Origin of the sequence: Kineosporia sp. NBRC 101731 (assembly GCF_030269305.1) — a bacterium.
Lineage (GTDB): Bacteria > Actinomycetota > Actinomycetes > Actinomycetales > Kineosporiaceae > Kineosporia.
This window is the reverse complement of record NZ_BSTC01000017.1, coordinates 66,573-87,143: the sequence shown is the minus strand read 5'-3', so window position 1 is coordinate 87,143 and position 20,571 is coordinate 66,573. Positions and strand designations below refer to the sequence as shown.

Here is a 20,571-nt window from a genome sequence, read left to right as displayed (position 1 = left end):
GGGGGTCAGCGCGGGAGGCCGACCAGGCCGTCCTCGATGCGAATGCTGTTCAGGTTGCTCGTGAACCAGCGGTAGGTGCTCTCCACGCCGTCGCGCAGCGAGACCTCCGGCGCCCAGCCCATGCCGCGCAGACGCGACACGTCGAGCAGCTTGCGCGGGGTGCCGTCGGGCTTGGAGGTGTCGAACCTCAGGTTGCCCTGCCAGCCCACGACATCGGCGATGGTCTCGGCCAGTTCGCGGATGGTGACGTCGGTGCCGGTGCCCACGTTGACGGTGTCGGGCGAGTCGTAGTTCTCCAGCAGGAAGACCAGGGCCGAGGCCAGGTCGTCGACGTGTAGGAACTCGCGCCGGGGCGTGCCCGATCCCCAGATGGTGACCTCTTGTGCGCCGGTCAGTTTCGCCTCGTGGAAACGGCGGATCAGGGCCGGCATCACGTGCGAGTTGGTGGCGTCGAAGTTGTCGCCCTGGCCGTAGAGGTTGGTCGGCATGGCGCTGATGTAGGGCAGGCCGAATTGCTTGCGGATCGACTGCACCTGCAGGATGCCGGCGATCTTGGCGATGGCGTAGGCGTCGTTCGTCGGCTCCAGGGCGCCGGTGAGCAGCGACGACTCCTTGATCGGCTGCTCGGCGAACTTGGGGTAGATGCACGAGGAACCGAGGAACAGCAGACGCTGCACGCCGAACTGCCGGGCGGCGTCCATCAGGTTGACCTGGATCCGCAGGTTGTCGCTGAGGAAATCGGCCGGGTAGGTGTCGTTGGCCAGGATTCCGCCGACCCGGGCCGCGGCGACGACCATCACGTCGGGCCGGTTCGCGGAGACGAAGTCCATCGTCGCGGCCCGGTCGCGCAGGTCCACCTCGGAGGAGGCGGCGCCGATCAGGCCGGTGAATCCACGCTTGCTCAGCGCGCGCCAGACGGCGGAGCCGGCCAGGCCGCGGTGGCCGGCGACATAGACGCTCAGATCGGGGGTGAGGCGCGCGGGGGCGTGCTCGACCGAGAGGTCCGCCGAGGTGGGGGAGGACGGAAGCGTGGTCATGACGCGGAACGGTACTGCAGAACGAGCACCTTGCGTGCCCGTTCGATCACTAACGGTGCATCTCGTCCTTGCGGATCGCCTCGCATCGGGCAAACGCCGGAGGTTGCCGGAACCTGTCGGCAATGCCCCTCCGTGATCGTCCCATCACGCTACGGTACGGACTGAATCGGCTACTGAGCGAGTCCGGCGCATTGCCGTCAGTGACGACGGTAGGGGCGGTCTTGCGTCCACCATCTCTGGGGGCGGCACGTTGCAGACACCTAAGAAGGCCCTGATCACCGGGATCACCGGTCAGGACGGTTCGTACCTGGCCGAGCTCCTGCTGGAGAAGGGCTACGAGGTGCACGGCATCGTGCGCCGGTCGTCCCAGTTCAACACCGGCCGGATCGACCATCTCTACGTCGATTCCCACGACCCGCGGGCGCGTCTGTTCCTGCACTACGGCGACCTGACCGACGGTTCGCGTCTGGTCACGTTGCTGGAGAAGGTGCAGCCGGCCGAGGTGTACAACCTGGCCGCGCAGTCGCACGTGCGGGTCTCGTTCGACGAGCCGGAGTTCACCGGTCTCTCGACGGGGGTGGGTAGTACGCGTCTGCTCGAGGCGATCCGGATGATCGGCCTGGAGTGCCGCTATTACCAGGCCTCCAGTTCGGAGATGTTCGGTGCGACCCCGCCGCCGCAGAACGAGGCCACGCCGTTCTGGCCGCGCAGCCCGTACGGCGCCGCGAAGGTGTATGCGTACTGGATGACGCGTAACTATCGTGAGGCGTACGGGATGTTCGCCACCAACGGCATCCTGTTCAACCATGAGAGTCCGCGCCGGGGTGAGACGTTCGTGACCCGGAAGATCTCGATGGCGGTCGCGAACATCGTGGCGGGCAAGCAGGACTACCTCTACATGGGCAACCTCGACGCGGTGCGCGACTGGGGGTACGCCAAGGACTACGTCGAGGCGATGTGGATGATGCTCCAGGCCGACCAGGCCGAGGACTTCGTCGTGGCGACCGGAACCGCTTACACGGTGAAGGATTTCCTGCAGTTCGCCTTCGAGCACGTGAATCTGGACTGGGAGAAGTACGTTCGCTTCGACGAGCGGTACCTGCGCCCGACCGAGGTGGACTCGCTGATCGGTGACGCCTCCAAGGCCCGTGACGTGCTCGGCTGGACCCCGAAGGTGCTGCCCCCGGAGCTGGCGAAGCTGATGGTGGACGCCGACATGAGCACCATCGACCTGCGCACGAAGCTGCCCGCGCAACTGTGACCGGACCGGCCGTTCAGGGCACGTCACTGACGGCCGGGGAGGCGACCGTTCAAGACCGGGCCCGCCGGGCGCTGGGGGTCGAGAACCTGTGGCCGGTCCGCGTGATCGACGAACGCGGGCCGGCCCGGCTCTCTTCCCGTATCCGATTGTCGCCCAGGCTGTTCCGGCGTCTGACCGATTCCCTGCGGCCGGTGGTGGAAGCCCGGCCCGATCTTCGCGAGGTACCCCCGCGCACGGTGCTGATGATTCGCACCGACGAGGTCGGCGACCTGATGATGACCCTGCCGTTGCTGACAGCGATGCGCGTGGCCTGGCCGCAGGCCCGCGTCACCCTGGTCACCCGGGGTCTGCGGGGAGAGGTCATGCGGGGTGGGTCAATGGTGGACGACGTGGTCACCTGGCCCGCGAAACCCTGGCGGGAGTCGCTGGCCGGGCAGTTGCGGTGCTGGCGGTTCGCCCGTCGGCTGCTGCGCCGGTCACGTCCTGCCCAGGGCCGGTACGACCTGGCCGTGCTGCCGCGCCGCGACGCCGAGCACTTCGGCTCCCGGTACGTCGCCGCCGCGGCCGCCGACCGGGTGATCGCCTTCGACCCCGCCGACCGGCTGGGCCCGATCGGGCCGATCGATCAGGAGAGTGAACGCGATCTCGTCTCCGACCTGGTCTGTGCCGGCGAACCGCTGACTCATGTTCTGCGGCAGGGGGAACGGCTCGCCGCGGCGCTGGGGGTGACGATCACGCCGGATGCCTACGACGCTCCCGGTCTGGCCCTGATCGGCCCGGCCGACCATGCGGCGGCCCGCACGCTGCTCTCGCCCTTGAACGCTCTGGCCACTCTGAACCCTCTGACCTCGGTGCCCGCTCCGCTGGTTGCGGTGATGCTGAACAGCCCGCACGCCCGGGGAGCCTGGCCCGGCTATGCCGAGGCCGTCAACCAGGTGCACCAGCGTCTCGGGATTCGCGTGGTGCTGCTGGGCGGTCCGGACGACGAGCTCCTCGCCGACGACTTCGTGCGCACCCTGAATCCGTCGGTGCCGATCGTGAGTGCCGTCGGCCGGGCTCCATTGCGAACCACCCTGGCCCTGCTGGCCACCAGCGACCTCTATCTCGGGGGCGTCTGCGACGCGATGCACCTGGCCTGCGCGGTGGCGACCCCGTGCGTGGCCGTGACCTGTCATCCGGCCGGCGGCAACCCGGCGGACGACGACGCCCCGAACCGGATCGGCCCGTGGTCGGCCGATTCCCGGGTCGTGGGACCGGCCCGGCCGGCGTCGGGGTGTCAGGACACATGTGTCTCGGACGTCGCGCACTGCATCACCGGGGTCGGTACGGCGCTGGTGGCCCGGACCGTCACCGACGTGCTGCTCGGCACGGCCTCCCGGGCGGTGGTTCCGTCGGCGGCCCAGGTGCCTCAGCAGACTCGCCACGCCGAGCAGGCCGGGTTCGCGACCGCCTGAGGTGCGTGGACGCGTCCTCACTTCGAGCCGCTCCCCATCGGCCGGGTGATGAGCGAACTTGAGCACGGCGCGTCACCCTTCACCCGAACGGCGGTCGCCCGCCCGGGGGTCGCCGGGTGAACCTTGGCCGGACAGCACGACGACGGCAAGAGGGGTGAGGACTTCGATGGGGGCACGACAGTGCGTCGTCATCCCGGTCATCGAGCGTCCCAACGGGATGATCATGACTCCGTCCTCGACGGACGGTGGGTACTTCCCGCGGGTCATCGTCGAGGGGCAGGTGCGGTACTCGCGCCTCGTCGTCGACGGGACCGACGAGGTCTGGGGTCCGACCCTGGCCGACGCCCAGGAGCGCGCGGCCGCCCAGAATTCCGCCTGGGGTCTGAGCAGTGACGACGTCCTGCAGATCCTGCTCGGCTGGCAGGTGGCTCGCGACCAGGAGGATGCCCGGGTGTTCTGCCCGTCCTGCCATCGTCAGTACGACTGGGGTTCCGGCGACTCGTGCCGCGCCTGCGGGGGCGACGGGCCGGTCTCTAGGTAGCAGCTAATTTTCCTGGCGTTTTCCTTCCGTAACCGGATCAGCGCGTAGGGTGGGCGGCCTGCCAAGTTGGAGGGACTTGTCGTGGGTGCTCTGATGGTGTCCGAAGGTCGATGGGTGAAGATCGCGCTGATCGCTGCCATGGCCATCGTGATCGGCTCGACCATGCTGGTGACGTCGCACCGGGCCAGAACCGGGGCCGTCGACTTCGACCAGCAGTCGGACCAGTGCGCACTGCCGATCGAAGAACGCGTCGGCGGCTGGGTGTGCCCGGCCGACTGATCGTTCCAGCAGGTCAGGGCGTGGGCACGCAGAACCCGAAAGGTAGCTCCAGCCGGTATTTCGCCAGCTGGTCCGCGTCTGCGAGCAGCTGCGCGGTCGGTGCGTCGGCCTGGATGCGGTGGTCGGCCAGCACCACCGAGCGTGGGCACAGCTGCAGCGCGTAGGGCAGGTCGTGGGTGATCATCAGGATGGTCACGTCCAGGCTCAGCAGCACCTCGGCGAGCTCGCGGCGGGCGGCCGGGTCGAGGTTGCTGGAGGGCTCGTCGAGCACCAGGATGTCGGGGTCCATCGCCAGCACGGTCGCCACCGCGGCCCGGCGGCGCTGCCCGAACGACAGGTGGTGCGGCGGGCGGTCCGCGACGTCGTGCAGACGCACCTGGGCGAGGGCCTGGTCGACCCGCCGCGCGACCTCGGTCTTGCCCAGGCCGAGATTGCGGGGTCCGAAGGCCACGTCGTCGCGCACGGTAGGCATGAACAGCTGGTCGTCAGGATCCTGGAACACGATCCCGACCCGGCGCCGGATCTCCGCGAGATTGCGCTTTTCCACGGGCATTCCGCTGATCTCGACGGATCCGGAGGTGGCGGTGTGGATGCCGTTCAGATGCAGGGCCAGGGTGGTCTTGCCGGCGCCGTTCGGGCCGAGCAGGGCCACTCGCTCACCCGCCCTCACGGTCAGGTTCACGCCGTCCAGGGCCAGGTGGCCGTCGGGGTAGCTGAAGCTCAGGCCTTGCAGCCGTAAGGCGTCGCTCATGTCCGGGCTGCTGTCAGGGCTGCGGTCAGGCTCACAGCAGCGAAGAGTACCGGCAGGCTGAGTGCCAGGCTCCAGGTGGCCATCGTGGCGCCGTCGCCCTCGGGCTGGGGCATCCGGCCGGTGTACCCGCGCGACAGCATGGCCAGGTGCACCCGCTCGCCACGCTCGAAGCAGCGTACGAACAAGGCGCCGGCGCTGCGGCCCAGCACCGGCCAGTGACGGATGTTGCTCGCCACGAAACCTCTTGATTCCCGGGCGATCCGCATCCGTCGTAGCTCGTCGGCGACGACGTCGGCATAGCGAATCATGAAGCTCATGATCTGCACGATCAGGGTGGGCATCCGCAGCCGTTCCAGGCCGGTCAGTACCTCGCGCAGGGGAGTGGTGGAGGCCAGCAGGATCGAGACCGAGACGCCGAGTGTGGCCGTGGCCAGCAGTTCCCAGGCGCCCCAGAGGCCGTCGGTGCTCAGCTGCAGCCCGAGCACGTCGGTGCGCTCACCCCGCGCCACGAAGGGCAGCAGGAGGGCGAAACCAATGAAGGGGATCTCGATCAGGAGGCGCCGGGCCATCACGAGCAAGGGAATGCCCGCAGTCACCGCCAGAATCACGATGACGACCGCGAAAACCCCGAAGGCCCAGAATTGCTCACGGGGAGCGGCGACGATCGCCAGCACCGCCAGCACTGCGGCCACGAGTTTCACCTGAGCCGGAAGACGATGCAGGACCGACGTCCCCGGCAGGTAGAGCGTGTGGTGTGTGTGCCCGCCACTCACGGGCGGGGAGCAGAGGACGACACGGTCGTGTCGGTGTGGTCGCTCGTCTCGGGTTCAGGCTCGGTACCGGGCTCGGTATCGGCTTTCGGTGCGGTGAGGTCGAGGGACGCGCGGCGACGGGTCACGAGCACGAGCGAGGAGGCGGCCACGAACACCACGGCGACACCGATCACACCCGCCAGGCCACCGGACAGCCGGGCGTTGTCCACGCCGCTGACCCCGTAACCGGCCAGGGGCGAATCGTCGAGGTCGTGGTCCTGGGCGTTGTCCGCGATGCCGTGGTCCTGGGTGACCTTCTCCAGGCCGTCGGGAGAACTGCTGGCGTAGTAGCTGACCACGCCGGCGAAGAGCAGGCTGACCACGAACAGGCCGATCAAGAGGTTCCGGGTGCGCATACCGGTCAGAGCTCCCGGATCATCGAGACGGGCTGTGGCACTTCCGGCGCCAGGGCGGCCGAAGGGGTCTTCCGCTTGCGGAAGCGGTTGAGATACACCAGGTCCGGCCGGGCCGAGGCGATCGCCGCGACCGTCATCCCGGTGATCAGCCCTTCACCGATGCCGATCAGCGCGTGCGTGCCGACCATGGCCGCCGCCACCGTGCCGAGCGCGACGTCGGTGGTGCCGCCCAGGGCGTAGAAACCGACGAAGGCCAGCGACGCGGTCACCACCGAGATCCCGGCCGCGACCCCCGCCGCGATCGGGGTGGCCAGACGGGACCGGTTCAGCAGCCGCAGCAGGAGCCGGGCCAGGGGATATCCGACGAGCACGGTGGCCAGCGCCATGGTCGAGATGTTCACACCCAGGGCGGTCAGCCCACCGTCGGCGAACAGCAGACCTTGGACGAGGAGCACCACCGCTACGCATAACGCCCCGGTATAGGGCCCGACCAGCACCGCGGCCAGGGTGCCACCGAGCAGGTGGCCGCTGGTACCGGCGGCGACGGGGAAATTCAGCATCTGCACGGCGAACACGTAGACCGCGACGAGCCCGGCCAGCGGGGCGGTGCGGTCGTCGAGCTCGCGGCGGGCGCCCCGCAGGCACAGGGCCAGACCGCCGGCCGCGACGACACCGGCCGCGACGGAGACCGGGGCATCGATGAAGCCGTCAGGTGCATGCATGAAGGACAGGTTCGCTCAATTGCAGACTCTTGGCAATAACAGCCGGGCGCAACCCCCTGTTCGTGATCATGCAAAACCTCCCCAGCGTTCTAGAACTCCCGGGTGCACAGTTCTAGAACTCCGGGGAGGTTTTGCATGATCACGGAAGGTTTGGGGGTTTCGGGGTGGCCTGGGCGTGCTTGCGGAAGGCCGTCACCAGACGGCTGTTGTCGCCGGCGCGGGTGGCGAGGACCACGTGGCTGGGCGGGGCGTCGCTCAGGGCGCCACGAAGTACCGCACGAGGCGCAGGTCGAGATCGGTCATGTCCGGAAGAGTAACTCCAGGTGGTGGCCGAACAGCCAAGATGGGCCTGCTGGCCTGCAGTGATGCCTGATCTACATGTCGCCATGAGAAACCGGCCTTGGACCCCGGGCCGACGCCGAACCCACAGTGAAGGCACCTAACCAGAAGGAGCATCATGCGCGTCTTCGTCACCGGGGCCACCGGTTTCATCGGCAGCCACGTCGCCCGTGAACTGCTGGCCCACGGTCACCAGGTGCTCGGTCTGACCCGATCCGACGCCGGGGCGGCGAAGCTCGAGGCCGCCGGCATCGAGCCCTATCGCGGCACCATCGACGACCCGGACGGTCTGCGGGAGGGCGCCCTTCAGAGCGACGGCGTCATCCACACCGCCTTCGACCACAGCAACCTGGCCGACCTGCCCGCCGCGGCCGTCAAGGACCTGGCCGTGGTGCAGGCGCTGGGCGAGGAACTGGCCGGCAAGCCGTTCGTCACCACCTACGGCACCACGGCGCTGAACCCCGGGCACCTGCTCACCGAGGACTTCCTCCCGACTCCGCCCCAGGCCCGGGGGATCGTCGAGGCCCACACCCGGCAGCTGGCCGAGAAGGACGTGCGCGCGGTGTCGGTGCGGCCCTCGACCGTGGTGCACGGTTTCGGCAACGCGGGTTTCGTCTCGATCCTCATCGGCCTGGCCCGGGAGAAGGGTATGTCGGGATATCCCGGCGACGGGTCGAGCCGCTGGCCGGCCGTGCACGTGCTGGATGCCGCGGTGCTCTACCGCCTGGCGCTCGAGAAGGCCCCGGCCGGAAGCGTTCTGCACGCTGTGCAGGACGAGGGGGTGACCGTTCGGCAGATCGCCGAGGCGGTCGGGAGGGGCACCGGCCTGCCCGTGGGATCCGTTGCGCCGGAACACTTCGGCTGGTTGGGGCAGCTGATGTCGCTGGACGTTCCGGCCTCGTCGGCCACCACTCGCGAGCTGACCGGCTGGACGCCGGTACAGCCCGGCCTGATCGAAGACCTCGACGCCGGGCTGCCTTTCCAGGGCTAACCAGGGCTAAGCCGAATGACGGACGACGAGGTGGGTCGGGAGGATCACGTCGGGTACCGCTTCGGCCGGCTTCTCGATCAATTGCCCGAGCATCTCCACCATCCGGATGCCCATGTCCTCGACCGGCTGGTGCACCGTGGTCAGGCTCGGCACGGTGTGGCGGCTGATGGGGGAGTCGTCGAAGCCGATCACGGCGACGTCGTCCGGCACCCGGCGCCCGGTGGCGGCCAGTTCCGCCATCGCGCCGATCGCCATCTGGTCGGAGGCGCAGAAGATCGCGTCCAGGTCGGGAGCTCGTTCCAGCAGGGCCCGGGCTGATCGTCGTCCACTGTTCTCGCTGAAATCCCCGGACTCGACCAGCGGCTGGAAGTCGTGGCCCACCAGCGCCTGGTGGTACCCCTCCAGCCGCTGGCGGCCGGCGCTCATGTCCACCGGACCTGTGATCGAGGCGACCCGGCGTCGTCCCCTGCTGATCAGGTGATCCACCGCGAGAGCCGCGCCGCCCTCGTTGTCCATGTCCACGAAGGGCAGCGTGACCTCGGAGTGCGGCCGGCCCCCGAGCACCGCGGGCACCCCGCGGGCCGTGAGCTGACCCGGCAGCGGGTCGTCGTCGTGCAGCGAGAGCAGCAGCACGCCGTCGACGTGCTGCCGGCTCAGGTAGTCGTTGAGCCGGCCCCGGTCGGCCTCCCGGTGGGTCATGGTCAGCAGCAGCTGCCGTGGCGTGCGCGCCATCGCGTTGGTGACCCCTCGCACCACCTGCGCGAAGAACGGTTCGCCGAACAGCCGGTCTTCCGACTCCGAGACCACCAGCGCCACCACGTCGGTGTGCTGGGTGACCAGGGAGCGGGCCGCCCGGTTGGGCACGTAGCCGAGCTCTTCCACAGCCTGCAGCACGGCATTCCGGGCGGCATCGCTCACCTGCACCGAGCCGTTGATCACCCGGGAGGCCGTGCCCCGCCCGACCCCGGCCCGCTCCGCCACTTCTTCCAGCGTCGGGGGCCGGTTCGGGCTTCGCCTGTTCATCTGGAGAATTATTACTGCTGTTCCAGTGAACGGGTCCGTATCACCGACGAATACCAGTGCGCGCTGTCCTTCAGCGTGCGGACCTGGGTCTCGTAGTCCACGTGCACCGCACCGAAGCGCTTGGCATAGCCCTCGGCCCACTCGTAGTTGTCGAAGATCGACCAGAGGAAGTACCCCGTCAGCGGCACTCCCGCGGCGATCGCCCGCTCACAGGCGGCGAGGTGACCCCAGACGAAGTCGATGCGGTCGGCGTCGTGCACCACACCGTCCTCACCGATCGGGTCGGCGAACGCCGCACCGTTCTCGGTGATCACGATCGGTACGGCGGGGTACTCCCGCTTCAGCCGGGTGAGCACGTCGACCAGGCCATCCGGATCGATCTCCCAGCCCAGGTCGGTCAGCGGCATGCCGTGCCGCACCTCGCGGGCGTTGGCCGCGCCCGGGTAGGGCGAGTGGAGCTGGCCGGTGCGCTCACCGACCAGGTCGGGGTGGTCGTCACGGCCGGTGATGACGTACCGGGTGTAGTAGTTGACACCCAGCAGGTCGAGCGGCCGGCTGATGATCTTCAGGTCGCCGTCCTGCACGTCGCCCATGCCGCCGAACTCCGCCACATCGTGCAGGATGTCCTGCGGGTAGCGGCCTTTCAGCACCGGGTCGAGGAACAGCCGGTTGTGGAAGCCGTCCACGCGACGGGCGGCATCGGTGTCCACGGGCTCGTCCGAGGCCGGTTCCACCGCGTACAGGTTGAGTGTGATGCCGATGTTCTCGACGTTCTGCGCCCGCAGTGCGTCCACTGCCAGGCCGTGGCCCAGCAGCAGGTGGTGCACCGACTGCAGTGCCGCCGACGGGTCTTCCAGACCGGGTGCGTGCCGGCCCGAGGCGTGTCCGATCAGACTGGAGCAGAACGGCTCGTTCAGCGTGATCCAGTGCTTCACCCGGTCGCCGAGATGCTCGTGCACGATGGCTGAGTAGTCGGCGAAACGGTAAGCGGTGTCGCGGTTCGGCCAGCCCCCGGCCTCCTGCAGAGCCTGCGGCAGGTCCCAGTGGTAGAGCGTGATCCACGGGTCGATACCGGCGGTGAGCAGTTCGTCGGTCAGCCGGGAGTAGAAGTCCAGGCCGGCCTCCAGACCCCGGCCGCGGCCGTCGGGCTGGATCCGCGGCCAGGAGACGGAGAACCGGTAGGCCTCCAGGCCGAGCGAGGCCATGATCGCCACGTCGTCCTTGTAACGGTGGTAGTGGTCGATCGCGACGTCGCCGGAGTCGCCGTTCACCGTGCGGCCCGGGGTGTGGGAGAAGACGTCCCAGATCGACAGACCACGGCCGTCGGCGGCGGCCGCGCCCTCGATCTGGTAGGCCGCGGTGGCCCCGCCGAAGACGAAATCCTCGTTGAAACTCATGACTTGACTGCTCCATCCATGATTCCGCTGATCAGCTGCCGCCCGAAGAGCACGACGACGACGAGCAGCGGGAGCGTGGCCATCAGGGTGCCCGCCATGACCAGGGACTGGTCGGTGTAGTAACCGCTCGACAGCCGGGACAGCGCGACCTGCACGGTCGGGTTCTCCGGGCTGAGGGCGACGTACGGCCAGAGGAAATCATTCCAGTACGTCATGAAGGTGAACAGGCCCAAGATCGCCGCGGCTGGGCGCAGGGCCGGGAGGACCACCGACCAGAAGATCCGGATCGTCGAGGCACCGTCCACCCGGGCCGCCTCGATCAGTTCGTCCGGCACCGCCTGGGAGGCGTACTGCCGCATCAGGAAGACACCGAAACCACTGGCCAGGTAGGGCAGGATGACGGTGAGCAGAGTGCCCTGGATGCCCAGCCAGTCCATCATCATGTACAGCGGCACGGTGCCCAGCTGGATCGGGACCATCATGGTCAGCACGACCAGCCCGAGCAGCACCCCGCTGCCGCGGAACCGCAGCTTGGCGAAGGCGAATCCGGCCAGCGACGAGAAGATCACCACGACGACCGTGATGCTGCCCGCCACGATGAACGAGTTCAGCAGGGCCTGCGCGAACATCACGTCGGGGTTGTCGAACAGGGAGGTGAAGTTCTTCCCGAGGTTCCCGCCGGGGGTGAGGACCGGCGGGATCTGCACGATCTCGTCGTTGGTGCGGGATGCCATCACGAGCATCCAGTACAGCGGGAAGACCGAGAGGAAGAACGTGACGACGAGGACCAGGTAGTTCAGCGGGCTGGCCCGGAACAGCTGGTTGTTGCTCTCGACGACCTTGGTGCGGAGTGGTTTCCGGGGCGCTTCGGGCTCCGGATCAGCGATGACTGCGGTCATGGTGGTTTCTCCCTGTCCTCAGTCGGCGCCGCTGATCCGGCGGACGAGCAGGATGTTGATGAGCGAGATGATCAGCACCAGGACGAAGATCATCCAGGCGACGGCCCCGGCGTACCCGAACTCGAAGCGGGTGAACCCGTTCTCGATCAGGTACATGGTGAGCGTCTGGAACTGCCGCAGCGATCCGCCCTGGATCGCGCCGGCCCCCGGTGCGAACAGCAGCGGCTCGGCGAACAGCTGCACGCCACCGATGATCGAGGTGATCGTGGTGAACAGGATGGTCGGCCGCAGCAGCGGCATGGTGATCGACCAGAACTGACGGGTGCGGGAGGCCCCGTCGATGGCCGAGGCCTCGTAGAGCTCGGCCGAGATGGCCTGCATCGCGGCCAGGAAGATCAGCGCGTTGTAGCCGGTCCAGCGCCAGTCGACCATCACCGAGATGGCCAGCCACGACGACCAGGTGTGGGCGGTCCAGTCCACGGCGTCCAGGCCGAACCAGCCGATGATCCAGTTGGCCAGGCCGAAGCCCTTGGCGAAGATCATCCCGAAGATCAGGGTGACCGCCGCGACCGAGGTGATGTTCGGGATCACCACGCCGACCCGGAACAGGGTGCGGGCGCGGATCTTCCGGTTCAGCGTGACGGCCAGCCAGAGCGCCAGCACGTACTGCGGAACGGTGGAGACCACGAACAGGCCGAGCGTGTTCTTGGCGGCGTTCCAGAACTGCGGGTCCTGCAGGAGCTTCTGGTAGTTGTCCAGGCCGGTGAACGTGTGTTCACCCAGGAGGGGCCAGGCGTGCAGCGACACCCAGAAGGTGTAGAGCAGCGGGAAGGCCCCGAAGATCCCGAAGAGGATGAAGAACGGCGAGACGAAGGCGTAGGGCGACCCCTTCTGGTCCCACCGGCTCAGGCGGCTCCGCCAGGGGGAGCGCGCCCGAGCCGGTGTCACCGGGGCGGTGATGTCAGACACCCGCCGCGGCCTTGGCGCTCTTGATCGCGTTCTGCCAGCCCTCTTCCGAGGTGCGCTGGCCCTGCTCGACGGAGCGCAGGTCGTTCTCGATCGCGTCCCGGACGGCCTGGTTCTTGGCACCCAGGTAGACCGGCTTCAGGTTGACCGCACCCTCGACGAAGATCTCTGCCACCGGGGCGTTGCTGAAGTACTCGTTCTTGAAGTCCTTCAGAGCCGGGTCGGCGTGGTCCTGCGGGGACGACGGCAGGTTGCCCTCGGCCTTGAACGACTCCAGCTGACCGGCCGGGCTGCTCAGGAACTTGGCCAGCTCGACGGCCTCCTTCTGGTGCTTGCTCTGGGTGGGCACACCCAGGAACGAGCCGCCCCAGCTGCCGCTGCCGCCGGGCACCGTGGCGATGTCCCACTTGCCCTCACCGGCATCGCCGGCCTGACCCTTGATGTAGCCCGTCATCCAGGCGGGGCAGGCGATGGTGGCGAAGGCGCCGTTCTTGAAGCCGGCGTTCCACTCGTTCGTGAACGACTTCAGGTTCGACGAGAGCTTCGAGTCCAGCAGCAGGTTGGTGGTGTCCCAGGCCTTCTTGATGGCCGGGTTGCTCTCCATCGCGAAGTTGTTGCTCTGGTCGAAGTACGTGTAGCCGGGGGCCTTTCCGGCTTCCTGCATGAGGATGGAGTTGTAGGTGTTCGTGGCCGAGTCGACGAACTTCGCGTCACCCTTGGTGCCGGCCAGGAACTTCTTGCCGGTCGCGATGTACTCGTCCCAGGTGGGCCACAGCTTCGAGACCTCTTCGCGGTCCGTCGGCAGGCCGGCCTCCTTGAAGAGGTCGCTGCGGTAGCACATGGCCAGACCGCCCACGTCGGTACCGAGACCGATCGTGGTCTTGCCGTCGGCCGTGGTGCCCTGCTTGTACTTCCAGTCCAGCCAGTTCGCCTTGTCCGCCTCCGAACCGAAGTCCTGGAAGTTGACGAACTTGTCGGGCGCCTGGAGGAACTGGATGATCGCGCCCTCTTCGATCGCGACCACGTCACCGGCACCACTGCCTGCCGCGATCCGCTGGGTCAGAGCGTTCGTGTACTTGCCCAGGTCGCCCTCGTTGGACTCAACGATCTTGATGTTCGGGTGATCTGCCTGGTACTGCTTGTAGAGCTCGTCGTACCCGAACAGCCCGAACGTGGAGACCTTCAGGGTGATCTGCTCGTTCGAGCCGGATCCACCTTCGTCGTCCGAGCCGCACGCGGCCATCGTCAGCGCGACTCCTGCGACTGCGGCGATGGCGATCATCCGCCGGGTGCCGCGCATGGAGGGGCTCATGGCTTTCTCCTTTCGGGGCCTCTTCGACCCGAGGTGGTTATGGGAGCGCTCCCAAAGGTGCGCCCCGGGCATGAGTGGCGTCAAGAGGTCCGTGGGAACGCTCCCATGGTGTTACTTACTTGTAATAATTGGGGGACGTTGTCAGTCCCCGGCGTCTTGTCGCACGTTGTCGAGGTGGTTGGCTATGACCGATTGGTGCTGCGTCTCAGTACTTTTCGCTAGCGGCGAGGGGGTCGGCGCCGGTGGATCCACTGGCTGCGGGTTCTTCCGCAGCGCGGGGGGCCTTTCCGCGGCCGGGCCCGGGACGGATCGGCGTTGTTCGAGGTCAACCACCCTTCGCGCTACGGGGGATGCAGTGCGGGGGCGGGCCTGCGTTGATGAAGGGCCACCGGCCCTCCGGGGTGATCAGTCCGTCCTGACCCGTCCTGACCGGTCCTGACCGGTCCTGACCGGTCCTGACCGGGAGGTCCTTACGCTCGCAGGCGCTCTTCGAGCCAGTCGACCGCCTCGGCCACCTGCTGCACGACCGGAACTCCATCGGGAAGGGGCGGGCGCTCGATCATGATCACCTCGGTGCCCTGCTCGCGCGCCGCGGTCAGCTTGGCCGCCGTCATCGGGCCCCCGCTGTTCTTGGTGACGAGAACGTCCATGTGCCGCATGAGCTCCCGCTCGGCGTCGAGGGTGAAGGGCCCCCGGTCGAGGATGATGTCGCAGTGTTCTGGAAGGGGCCCGTCGGGCGCTTCGACAGCCCGCAACCAGAACCGCTGGGGGAGTTCGGCGAAGGCCGCTGTCTCCTGGCGGCCGGTGGTCAGGAGCACCCGGGCGCCGGCCGGGTAGCGGGCAAGATGTACTGCAGCAGAGAAGATGTCGGCGACCCGAACCCACCGGTCACCGGCCTGGGCCCGCCATTGGGGCCGCCGCAGCACGAGAAGCGGAACCCCGCCGTGATCAGGCAAACCTTCCCCGTCCGGGATGTGGGCCTTCTCCCCGACCCCGCTGTGATCGGGCCAAGCCTCCCCGGGGGAAGGTCGGGCGGGGCATGGGGCCGGGTTGGTCGCTCGGGTTGCGACGACAGCATGGGCCGTGATGCGCGCCGCAAACGGATGAGTGGCGTCGACGACCGCGGAAATGCTTTCGGACCGGAGGTATTCGGCCAGGCCCGCGGCCCCGCCGAACCCACCGACGTGCACCTCCCCCATCGGTAGTCGTGGTGAGGAGACCCGGCCCGCCAAGGACGAGATCACCGGGACTCCACGGGCAACGAGCACGGCGGCCAGCTCCCGCGCCTCGCCGGTCCCGCCCAGAAGGAGAACCCGGTGGGTTGCACCCGACCCCGTCATGGTGCCGACCGCTCCACCCGTGTGCATTCATTGCGCTCCACCCGCAACGAATGCCCGCGATCTTTCGTCGCGACCCTCACGCCCGGCGACGGCGCAGCAGGTAGGTGTCCATCACCCAGCCCTTGCGTTCACGGGCCTGCGCCCGGGCCTTCTCGATCTGCGGCCCGACCTCCACCACCGGCCCGCTGAAGAGGATCTCGTCCTTCGTCCCGAGGTAGGCGCCCCAGTAGATATCCACGTCCGGATCGTTCACGTGCCGGAAGGCGCAGTCGCCGTCGAGCATCACCACCACGTTGTCCTGGCCGGCGGGCATACCGTCGGCCAGCAGCCGGCCGGGCGTGATGTGGATGGGCTCACCGATGCGGTTGAGTGGGATCCGGTGCCGCGCCGTGAGGGAGTGCAGGCTGCTCACCCCCGGGATCACGTCGTACTCGAAGGCCACGTTGCCGCGGTCGAGCAGCTCCTCGACGATGCGGATCGTGCCGTCGTACAGCGAGGGGTCGCCCCAGACCAGGATGGCGCCCACCCCGTCGTCCGTGAGCTCGTCCGCGATCATCCGCTCGAAGATCTCGGCCCGGCGGTGGTGCCAGTCCTTCACCGCATCACCGTAGGCGTCGGCCGCGCGGTCCCGCTCCGGGTCGGCGGCCTGCACGAACCGGTACGGGTGCCCGGTGATGTGCTGCCCGCAGATGTCCCGGCGCAGCTGCACCAGATCGTCCTTGGCGCTGCCCTTGTCGATGAGGAAGAAGACGTCCACGGTGTTCAGAGCCTTGACCGCCTGCACGGTGACGTAGTCCGGGTCACCGGCACCCACCCCGATGATCAGTACTTTCCGCATCAGTGCCGGCACCTTTCGGTCGAGTAGAGATGGCTGTCGGGAAATTCGCTCGCGGTCAGCACCGGCCCGACGACAATGACCGCCGTGCGCCGGATCCCGGCCTCGTGCACCTGGGCGGCGATGGTGGCCAGGGTGCCGCGCAGGATCTCCTCGTCGTCACGGCTGGCCTTGGCGACCACCGCGACCGGACCCTCGGGGCCGTAGAACGGCACGAGGGTGGTCACCACGTCGTCGATCTCCTGGACGGCCAGGTGCAGCACCAGGGTGGATCGGCTGGCCGCCAGCGACGCCAGGTCCTGGCCCGCCGGCATCGCGGTGGCGCGGCGGGAGATCCGGGTGAGAATGACCGACTGTCCCACCCCGGGCACCGTGAACTCGCGCTTCAAAGCAGCGGCTGCGGCGGCGAAAGCGGGTACGCCGGGCACGATCTCGTACGGAACTCCCAGCTCGTCGAGGCGTCGCATCTGCTCGGCCACCGCACTGAACACCGACGGGTCGCCGGAGTGCAGCCGGGCCACGTCGTCCCCCCGCCGGTGGGCCTGATGCAGTTCGGCGACGATCTGGTCGAGGTCGAGGTTCGCCGTGTCGATCAGCCGGGCCCCGGGAGGGCATTCGTTCAGCAACTCGACCGGTACCAGTGATCCGGCGTAGAGGCAGACCGGGCTCTTCTGCAGGATCCGCAGCCCGCGAACGGTCAGCAGATCGGCGGCTCCCGGCCCGGCTCCGATGAAATGAACTGTCATGTCGCAACCTTCCAGGAGACCCACTGGGTGACCGGCATGGCGGGGCGCCAGCCGGTGAACCGCCCGATCGCCGTGGCTCTCGTGATGTCGATCTTCGTCAGGGTTCCGCCGTAGTTCGAGCGGGCCTGGGCCAGAACCATTTCAGACTCCAGCGTGGTCACGTTCACCACCATCCGCCCACCCGGCGCCAGCGCCTCCCAGCAGAGGTCCACCAGGCCCGGTGCGGTCAGCCCGCCGCCCACGAAAATCGCGTCCGGAGTGGGTAGTCCGTTCAGCTCGGCGGGGGCCTCACCGGTGCGCACCTCTAAATGAGGGACGCCCAGAAGCTCGGCATTGCGGGCGATCCGGGCCGATCGTTCCCCGTCGCGCTCGATACTGACGGCCCGGCACGACGGATGGGACCGCAACCATTCGATACCGACGCTCCCCGCGCCACCACCGACGTCCCACAGCAACTCTCCGGGCTCGGGGGCGAGGGCCGACAGTGTGACCGCACGCACATGGCGTTTCGTCAGCTGTCCGTCGTTCTCGTACGCATCGTCGGGCAACCCGGGCACCCGCGAAAGTCGTTTCGCCGCAGGGCCGGGTCGGCACACCACCGCGAGAACGGTCAGCGCCTTCGACCCTTCGGGGGCGTGCGACGGATACCCCGCGGCGGGCCATTCGTCGGCGGAAGCCGATACCCGAGACGCGTCCTGTGCTCCCAGATTGCTCAGCGCCGTCAACTCGCTGGGACCGAACCCACGCTCCCGCAGCAGCGCCGCGACCTGGGCCGGTGAATCCTCGCCGGGCACCAGCACGAGCAGCCGCCGGCCGGGGGAGACCGCGGGCTGCAGGGTCGCGACAGGCCGGCCGACCAGGCTGATCACCTCGGTGTCCTGCTGTGCCCAGCCCATCCACGCGCAGGCCAGGGACACGCTCGAAGGATGCGGCAGTACGTCGAGCTCGAAGCCGGGCACCACCCGGGCAATGGTCGTCGCGATGCCGAAGAACGTCGGATCGCCGCTGGCCAGCACCACCTTGCGTGCACCGGGAGTCTTCACCAGCAACAGCGGCAGCGCCCGGACCAGCCCCGGGGGCCACGCGACCTGCCGCCCGGCGACCTCACCCGGCAGCAACGCGAGCTGACGATCCCCGCCGAACACCACGTCCGCCTGTCGCAGTACTTCCTGGGCCGCGGGCGAAAGACCGGGCCACCCGTCGGCCCCGATCCCGACGACGACGAGACGTGCGGGGGCGGGCGGCGGAGCGGTGGACACCCCGTCACCCTATTTGAACCACTCCCGATGGCCCCGACCCGGGACGAGGTCCCTCCATCCCAACCTCCGTGATCACGAAAGAGGGGGAGGCGCGCCTTCGGACACCCGGGCAACCAGCTACCCGCGTAACCGGCTACCTGGGCACGCCGAAAGGGCCCCCGACGCCTACGGCGTCAGGGGCCCCGTGCCTACGGTGCTGTCCTACGGTTCACGGCGCTCAGCTGCGGGCACTTCCGTGCCGCGGCGTGGCCCCGTAGCCACCTGTTCGAGCTGTCAGAACATCGGTTCCGGTCTGCCCGGAGGCGCCGGAGCCGGATCCGTGCCCGGCCCCGGAATCGGGGGCGTGGGGCTCGGCGGCCCTGGAACCGGCCCCGGACGGGGCGGTTCCAGCGGCGGTTCCGGCTCAGCGGGCGGCAGGGTGCTGTCGCCCGGGGCCAGCCCGGGCCGCGGCAGGACGGTGTCGTCCGGGGGCAGGGTGATCCCGTCGTTCGGAACGGTCATTTTCATTTCCCCCTTTCGTTGGTGCGAAGCCGGTGGGAACGCTCAGTCCGTCACGATCCACGCCGCCGCGTCGGGCGGCAGCAGCCCACCCTCGACCGGTGAGCTCGACAGGACCACCCTGCCGGGCGGCAGCGGGATCGCAACCTCACCCGTGTTCAGCAGGCAGATGAATCCGGTGCCGCGGGTCAGCCCGAGCACCTGGTTCTCCTCGCCCGTCCAGACCAGCGGCCCACCGCCGGCCCCCAGCTGCGGCAGCTCGTGGCGCAGGCGCAGGGCCTCGCGGTACAGCGAGAGCATCGAGCCCGGGTCGGCCTGCTGGGCCTCGACCGAGAGCCCGGCGAAGCCGGACGGCTGGGGCAACCAGCCCTCCACGGCGCCGAAACCCAGGGACGGCCCGGTACGGCGCCAGGGCAGTGGCACCCGGCACCCGTCGCGCCCCCGCTGGGTGTGGCCGGACCGTTTCCAGGTCGGGTCCTGCAGCAGCTCGTCGGGCAGATCTTCCACCTCGGGCAGCCCGAGTTCCTCGCCCTGATAGAGGTACACGCCGCCGGGCAAGGCCAGCACGTAGAGAATCACCGCCCGGGCCCGGCGGGTGCCGAGCTCCAGGTCGCTCTCACCCTCCGGCCAGGCGTGCGGATCGGCGCCGGGCGTGCGCTGCTGGGGCCGCCCCAGCCGGGTGACGTGCCGGGTGACGTCGTGGTTCGACATCGTCCAGGTCACCGGCGCACCGACCGAGTCGTGGGCCTCCAGCGACCGCCGGGCGGTCTCGCGCAGCTCATGCGCGTTCCACCGGGCCCGCATCAGCTCGAAGTCGAACGCCGTGTGCAGACGGTGCGGCCGCAGGTACTCGGCCAGCCGGGTCGAGCTCTCCACCCAGGCCTCGGCGACGAACACCTTGGGCGGGTCGTAGGAGTCGCCCACGTGCCGCCACTGCTCCCAGATCTCGAGCACGCCGGGCCGGTCCCAGTACGGGTGCCCGGTCGCCTTCACCCGGTCGAGCATCTGCGCCTGGTCGAGGTTCAGGTCGGGCAGCGCCGGGTCTTTGATCAGGCCGTGCGCCACATCGATGCGGAAGCCGTCGGCGCCGAGGTCGAACCAGAACCGCAGAACGCTCTCGAACTCGGCCCTGACCTCGGGGTTCTCCCAGTTGAGGTCGGGCTGGCGGACATCGAACAGGTGCAGGTACCAGCTGCCGTCGGCGACCTGCTGCCAGGCACTGCCGCCGAACACGGACTGCCAGTCGTTGGGCGGCAGCTCACCCTTCTCGCCCTGGCCCGGCCGGAAGACGAAGCGTTCGCGTGCCCCGGGCTCGTCGGCGAGCGCGGCGACGAACCACGGGTGCTCGTCGGAGGTGTGGTTGGGCACGATGTCGAGCAGGACCTTCAGCCCGGCCGCGTGCGCCTCGTCGATGAGGGCCGTGGCCTGAGTGAGGTCGCCGAACGGGGCGTACACGTTGCGGTAGTCGGCGACGTCGTAGCCGCCGTCGGCCTGGGGGGACGGGTACCAGGGATTGATCCAGACCGCGTCGGCGCCGAGCGCGGCCAGGTAGGGCAGGCGGGAGCGGATACCCCCGATGTCTCCCAGGCCGTCGCCGTCGGAATCCGCGAACGACCTGATGTAGAGCTGGTAGGTGACGGCGGATCGGTACCAGTCGGTGGGCTCTGCGCTAGTCACGTCAGGGACGCTACCGGCGCCCACCGACAGGACCACCGCAGATCGAACCGGACGGCAGATCTACCGGGTCCACCCC

The 20,571-nt window shown here is 68.7% G+C and carries 19 protein-coding genes and 1 pseudogene; 5 read left to right on the top strand and 15 right to left on the bottom strand.

All coding sequences use genetic code 11. The features are described from left to right. Positions 1 to 5: 5 nt before the first annotated feature. Positions 6 to 1,037 carry a GDP-L-fucose synthase family protein gene (locus QSK05_RS31840; protein WP_285601104.1) on the bottom strand — a complete coding sequence of 344 codons (1,032 nt, stop codon included), beginning with the start codon at positions 1,035 to 1,037 and terminating at the stop codon, positions 6 to 8. Between the two features lie 250 nt (positions 1,038 to 1,287). Here QSK05_RS31840 and gmd point away from each other — a divergent pair, with 250 nt between their 5' ends. From gmd to QSK05_RS31820, 4 genes are all read left to right on the top strand, one after another. Next, positions 1,288 to 2,298, top strand: coding sequence for a GDP-mannose 4,6-dehydratase (gene gmd, locus QSK05_RS31835; protein ID WP_285601103.1), 1,011 nt, complete (start codon positions 1,288 to 1,290; stop codon positions 2,296 to 2,298). Further along, a complete protein-coding gene (locus QSK05_RS31830) occupies positions 2,295 to 3,752 on the top strand; it encodes a glycosyltransferase family 9 protein (RefSeq protein ID WP_285601102.1) in 1,458 nt (485 codons plus the stop codon). The genes gmd and QSK05_RS31830 overlap by 4 nt, the downstream gene beginning before the upstream one ends. Positions 3,753 to 3,918: 166 nt before the next feature. Beyond that, positions 3,919 to 4,293, top strand: a complete 375-nt coding sequence (locus QSK05_RS31825; RefSeq protein WP_285601101.1) for a hypothetical protein — start codon at positions 3,919 to 3,921, stop codon at positions 4,291 to 4,293. A gap of 81 nt (positions 4,294 to 4,374) precedes the next feature. After that, positions 4,375 to 4,572 (top strand): hypothetical protein, encoded by a 198-nt coding sequence (locus QSK05_RS31820; protein ID WP_285601100.1) that lies wholly within the window; start codon positions 4,375 to 4,377, stop codon positions 4,570 to 4,572. A 13-nt stretch (positions 4,573 to 4,585) separates the two neighbouring features. Here QSK05_RS31820 and QSK05_RS31815 read toward each other — a convergent pair whose 3' ends face one another. The 3 genes and pseudogenes from QSK05_RS31815 to QSK05_RS36545 all read right to left on the bottom strand — a co-directional run bounded on the left by QSK05_RS31815 (position 4,586) and on the right by QSK05_RS36545 (position 7,213). After that, a complete protein-coding gene (locus QSK05_RS31815; RefSeq protein ID WP_285601099.1) occupies positions 4,586 to 5,323 on the bottom strand; it encodes an energy-coupling factor ABC transporter ATP-binding protein in 738 nt (245 codons plus the stop codon). Further along, positions 5,320 to 6,096, bottom strand: a complete 777-nt coding sequence (gene cbiQ / locus QSK05_RS31810) for a cobalt ECF transporter T component CbiQ (protein ID WP_285601098.1) — start codon at positions 6,094 to 6,096, stop codon at positions 5,320 to 5,322. Before cbiQ ends, QSK05_RS31815 begins: the two co-directional genes overlap by 4 nt. Beyond that, positions 6,093 to 7,213: pseudogene (locus tag QSK05_RS36545) on the bottom strand (energy-coupling factor ABC transporter permease). Before QSK05_RS36545 ends, cbiQ begins: the two are co-directional and overlap by 4 nt. A gap of 457 nt (positions 7,214 to 7,670) precedes the next feature. Here QSK05_RS36545 and QSK05_RS31795 point away from each other — a divergent pair. Then, on the top strand, positions 7,671 to 8,543 hold the full coding sequence (locus tag QSK05_RS31795; protein WP_285601095.1) for an SDR family oxidoreductase: 873 nt from the start codon (positions 7,671 to 7,673) through the stop codon (positions 8,541 to 8,543). Between the two features lie 6 nt (positions 8,544 to 8,549). Here the strand turns inward: QSK05_RS31795 and QSK05_RS31790 are convergent, their stop codons facing one another. The 11 genes from QSK05_RS31790 to QSK05_RS31740 all read right to left on the bottom strand — a co-directional run bounded on the left by QSK05_RS31790 (position 8,550) and on the right by QSK05_RS31740 (position 20,495). Then, a complete protein-coding gene (locus tag QSK05_RS31790; RefSeq protein ID WP_502879845.1) occupies positions 8,550 to 9,575 on the bottom strand; it encodes a LacI family DNA-binding transcriptional regulator in 1,026 nt (341 codons plus the stop codon). Positions 9,576 to 9,577: 2 nt separating this feature from the next. Then, entirely contained in the window at positions 9,578 to 10,963 is a 1,386-nt protein-coding gene (locus QSK05_RS31785) for a GH1 family beta-glucosidase (protein WP_285601093.1), read from the bottom strand. Further along, positions 10,960 to 11,862, bottom strand: coding sequence for a carbohydrate ABC transporter permease (locus QSK05_RS31780; RefSeq protein WP_285601092.1), 903 nt, complete (start codon positions 11,860 to 11,862; stop codon positions 10,960 to 10,962). Before QSK05_RS31780 ends, QSK05_RS31785 begins: the two co-directional genes overlap by 4 nt. 18 nt (positions 11,863 to 11,880) lie before the next feature. Continuing rightward, a complete protein-coding gene (locus QSK05_RS31775; protein WP_285601091.1) occupies positions 11,881 to 12,831 on the bottom strand; it encodes a carbohydrate ABC transporter permease in 951 nt (316 codons plus the stop codon). After that, positions 12,824 to 14,140: an ABC transporter substrate-binding protein gene (locus tag QSK05_RS31770; protein ID WP_285601090.1), complete on the bottom strand. Its 1,317-nt coding sequence runs from the start codon at positions 14,138 to 14,140 to the stop codon at positions 12,824 to 12,826. The genes QSK05_RS31775 and QSK05_RS31770 overlap by 8 nt, the downstream gene beginning before the upstream one ends. Positions 14,141 to 14,610: 470 nt before the next feature. Then, on the bottom strand, positions 14,611 to 15,507 hold the full coding sequence (locus QSK05_RS31765) for a precorrin-6A/cobalt-precorrin-6A reductase (RefSeq protein ID WP_285601089.1): 897 nt from the start codon (positions 15,505 to 15,507) through the stop codon (positions 14,611 to 14,613). Between the two features lie 49 nt (positions 15,508 to 15,556). Further along, positions 15,557 to 16,318, bottom strand: coding sequence for a precorrin-6A synthase (deacetylating) (cobF, locus tag QSK05_RS31760; RefSeq protein ID WP_285601088.1), 762 nt, complete (start codon positions 16,316 to 16,318; stop codon positions 15,557 to 15,559). Continuing rightward, positions 16,318 to 17,061: a precorrin-4 C(11)-methyltransferase gene (gene cobM, locus QSK05_RS31755; protein ID WP_285601087.1), complete on the bottom strand. Its 744-nt coding sequence runs from the start codon at positions 17,059 to 17,061 to the stop codon at positions 16,318 to 16,320. The genes cobF and cobM overlap by 1 nt, the downstream gene beginning before the upstream one ends. After that, a complete protein-coding gene (gene cbiE, locus QSK05_RS31750; protein ID WP_285601086.1) occupies positions 17,058 to 18,320 on the bottom strand; it encodes a precorrin-6y C5,15-methyltransferase (decarboxylating) subunit CbiE in 1,263 nt (420 codons plus the stop codon). The genes cobM and cbiE overlap by 4 nt, the downstream gene beginning before the upstream one ends. A gap of 273 nt (positions 18,321 to 18,593) precedes the next feature. After that, a complete protein-coding gene (locus QSK05_RS31745) occupies positions 18,594 to 18,821 on the bottom strand; it encodes a hypothetical protein (RefSeq protein ID WP_285601085.1) in 228 nt (75 codons plus the stop codon). Between the two features lie 42 nt (positions 18,822 to 18,863). Beyond that, complete coding sequence (locus tag QSK05_RS31740; RefSeq protein WP_285601084.1) at positions 18,864 to 20,495, bottom strand: glycoside hydrolase family 13 protein; 1,632 nt, start codon at positions 20,493 to 20,495, stop codon at positions 18,864 to 18,866. Positions 20,496 to 20,571: the final 76 nt, after the last annotated feature.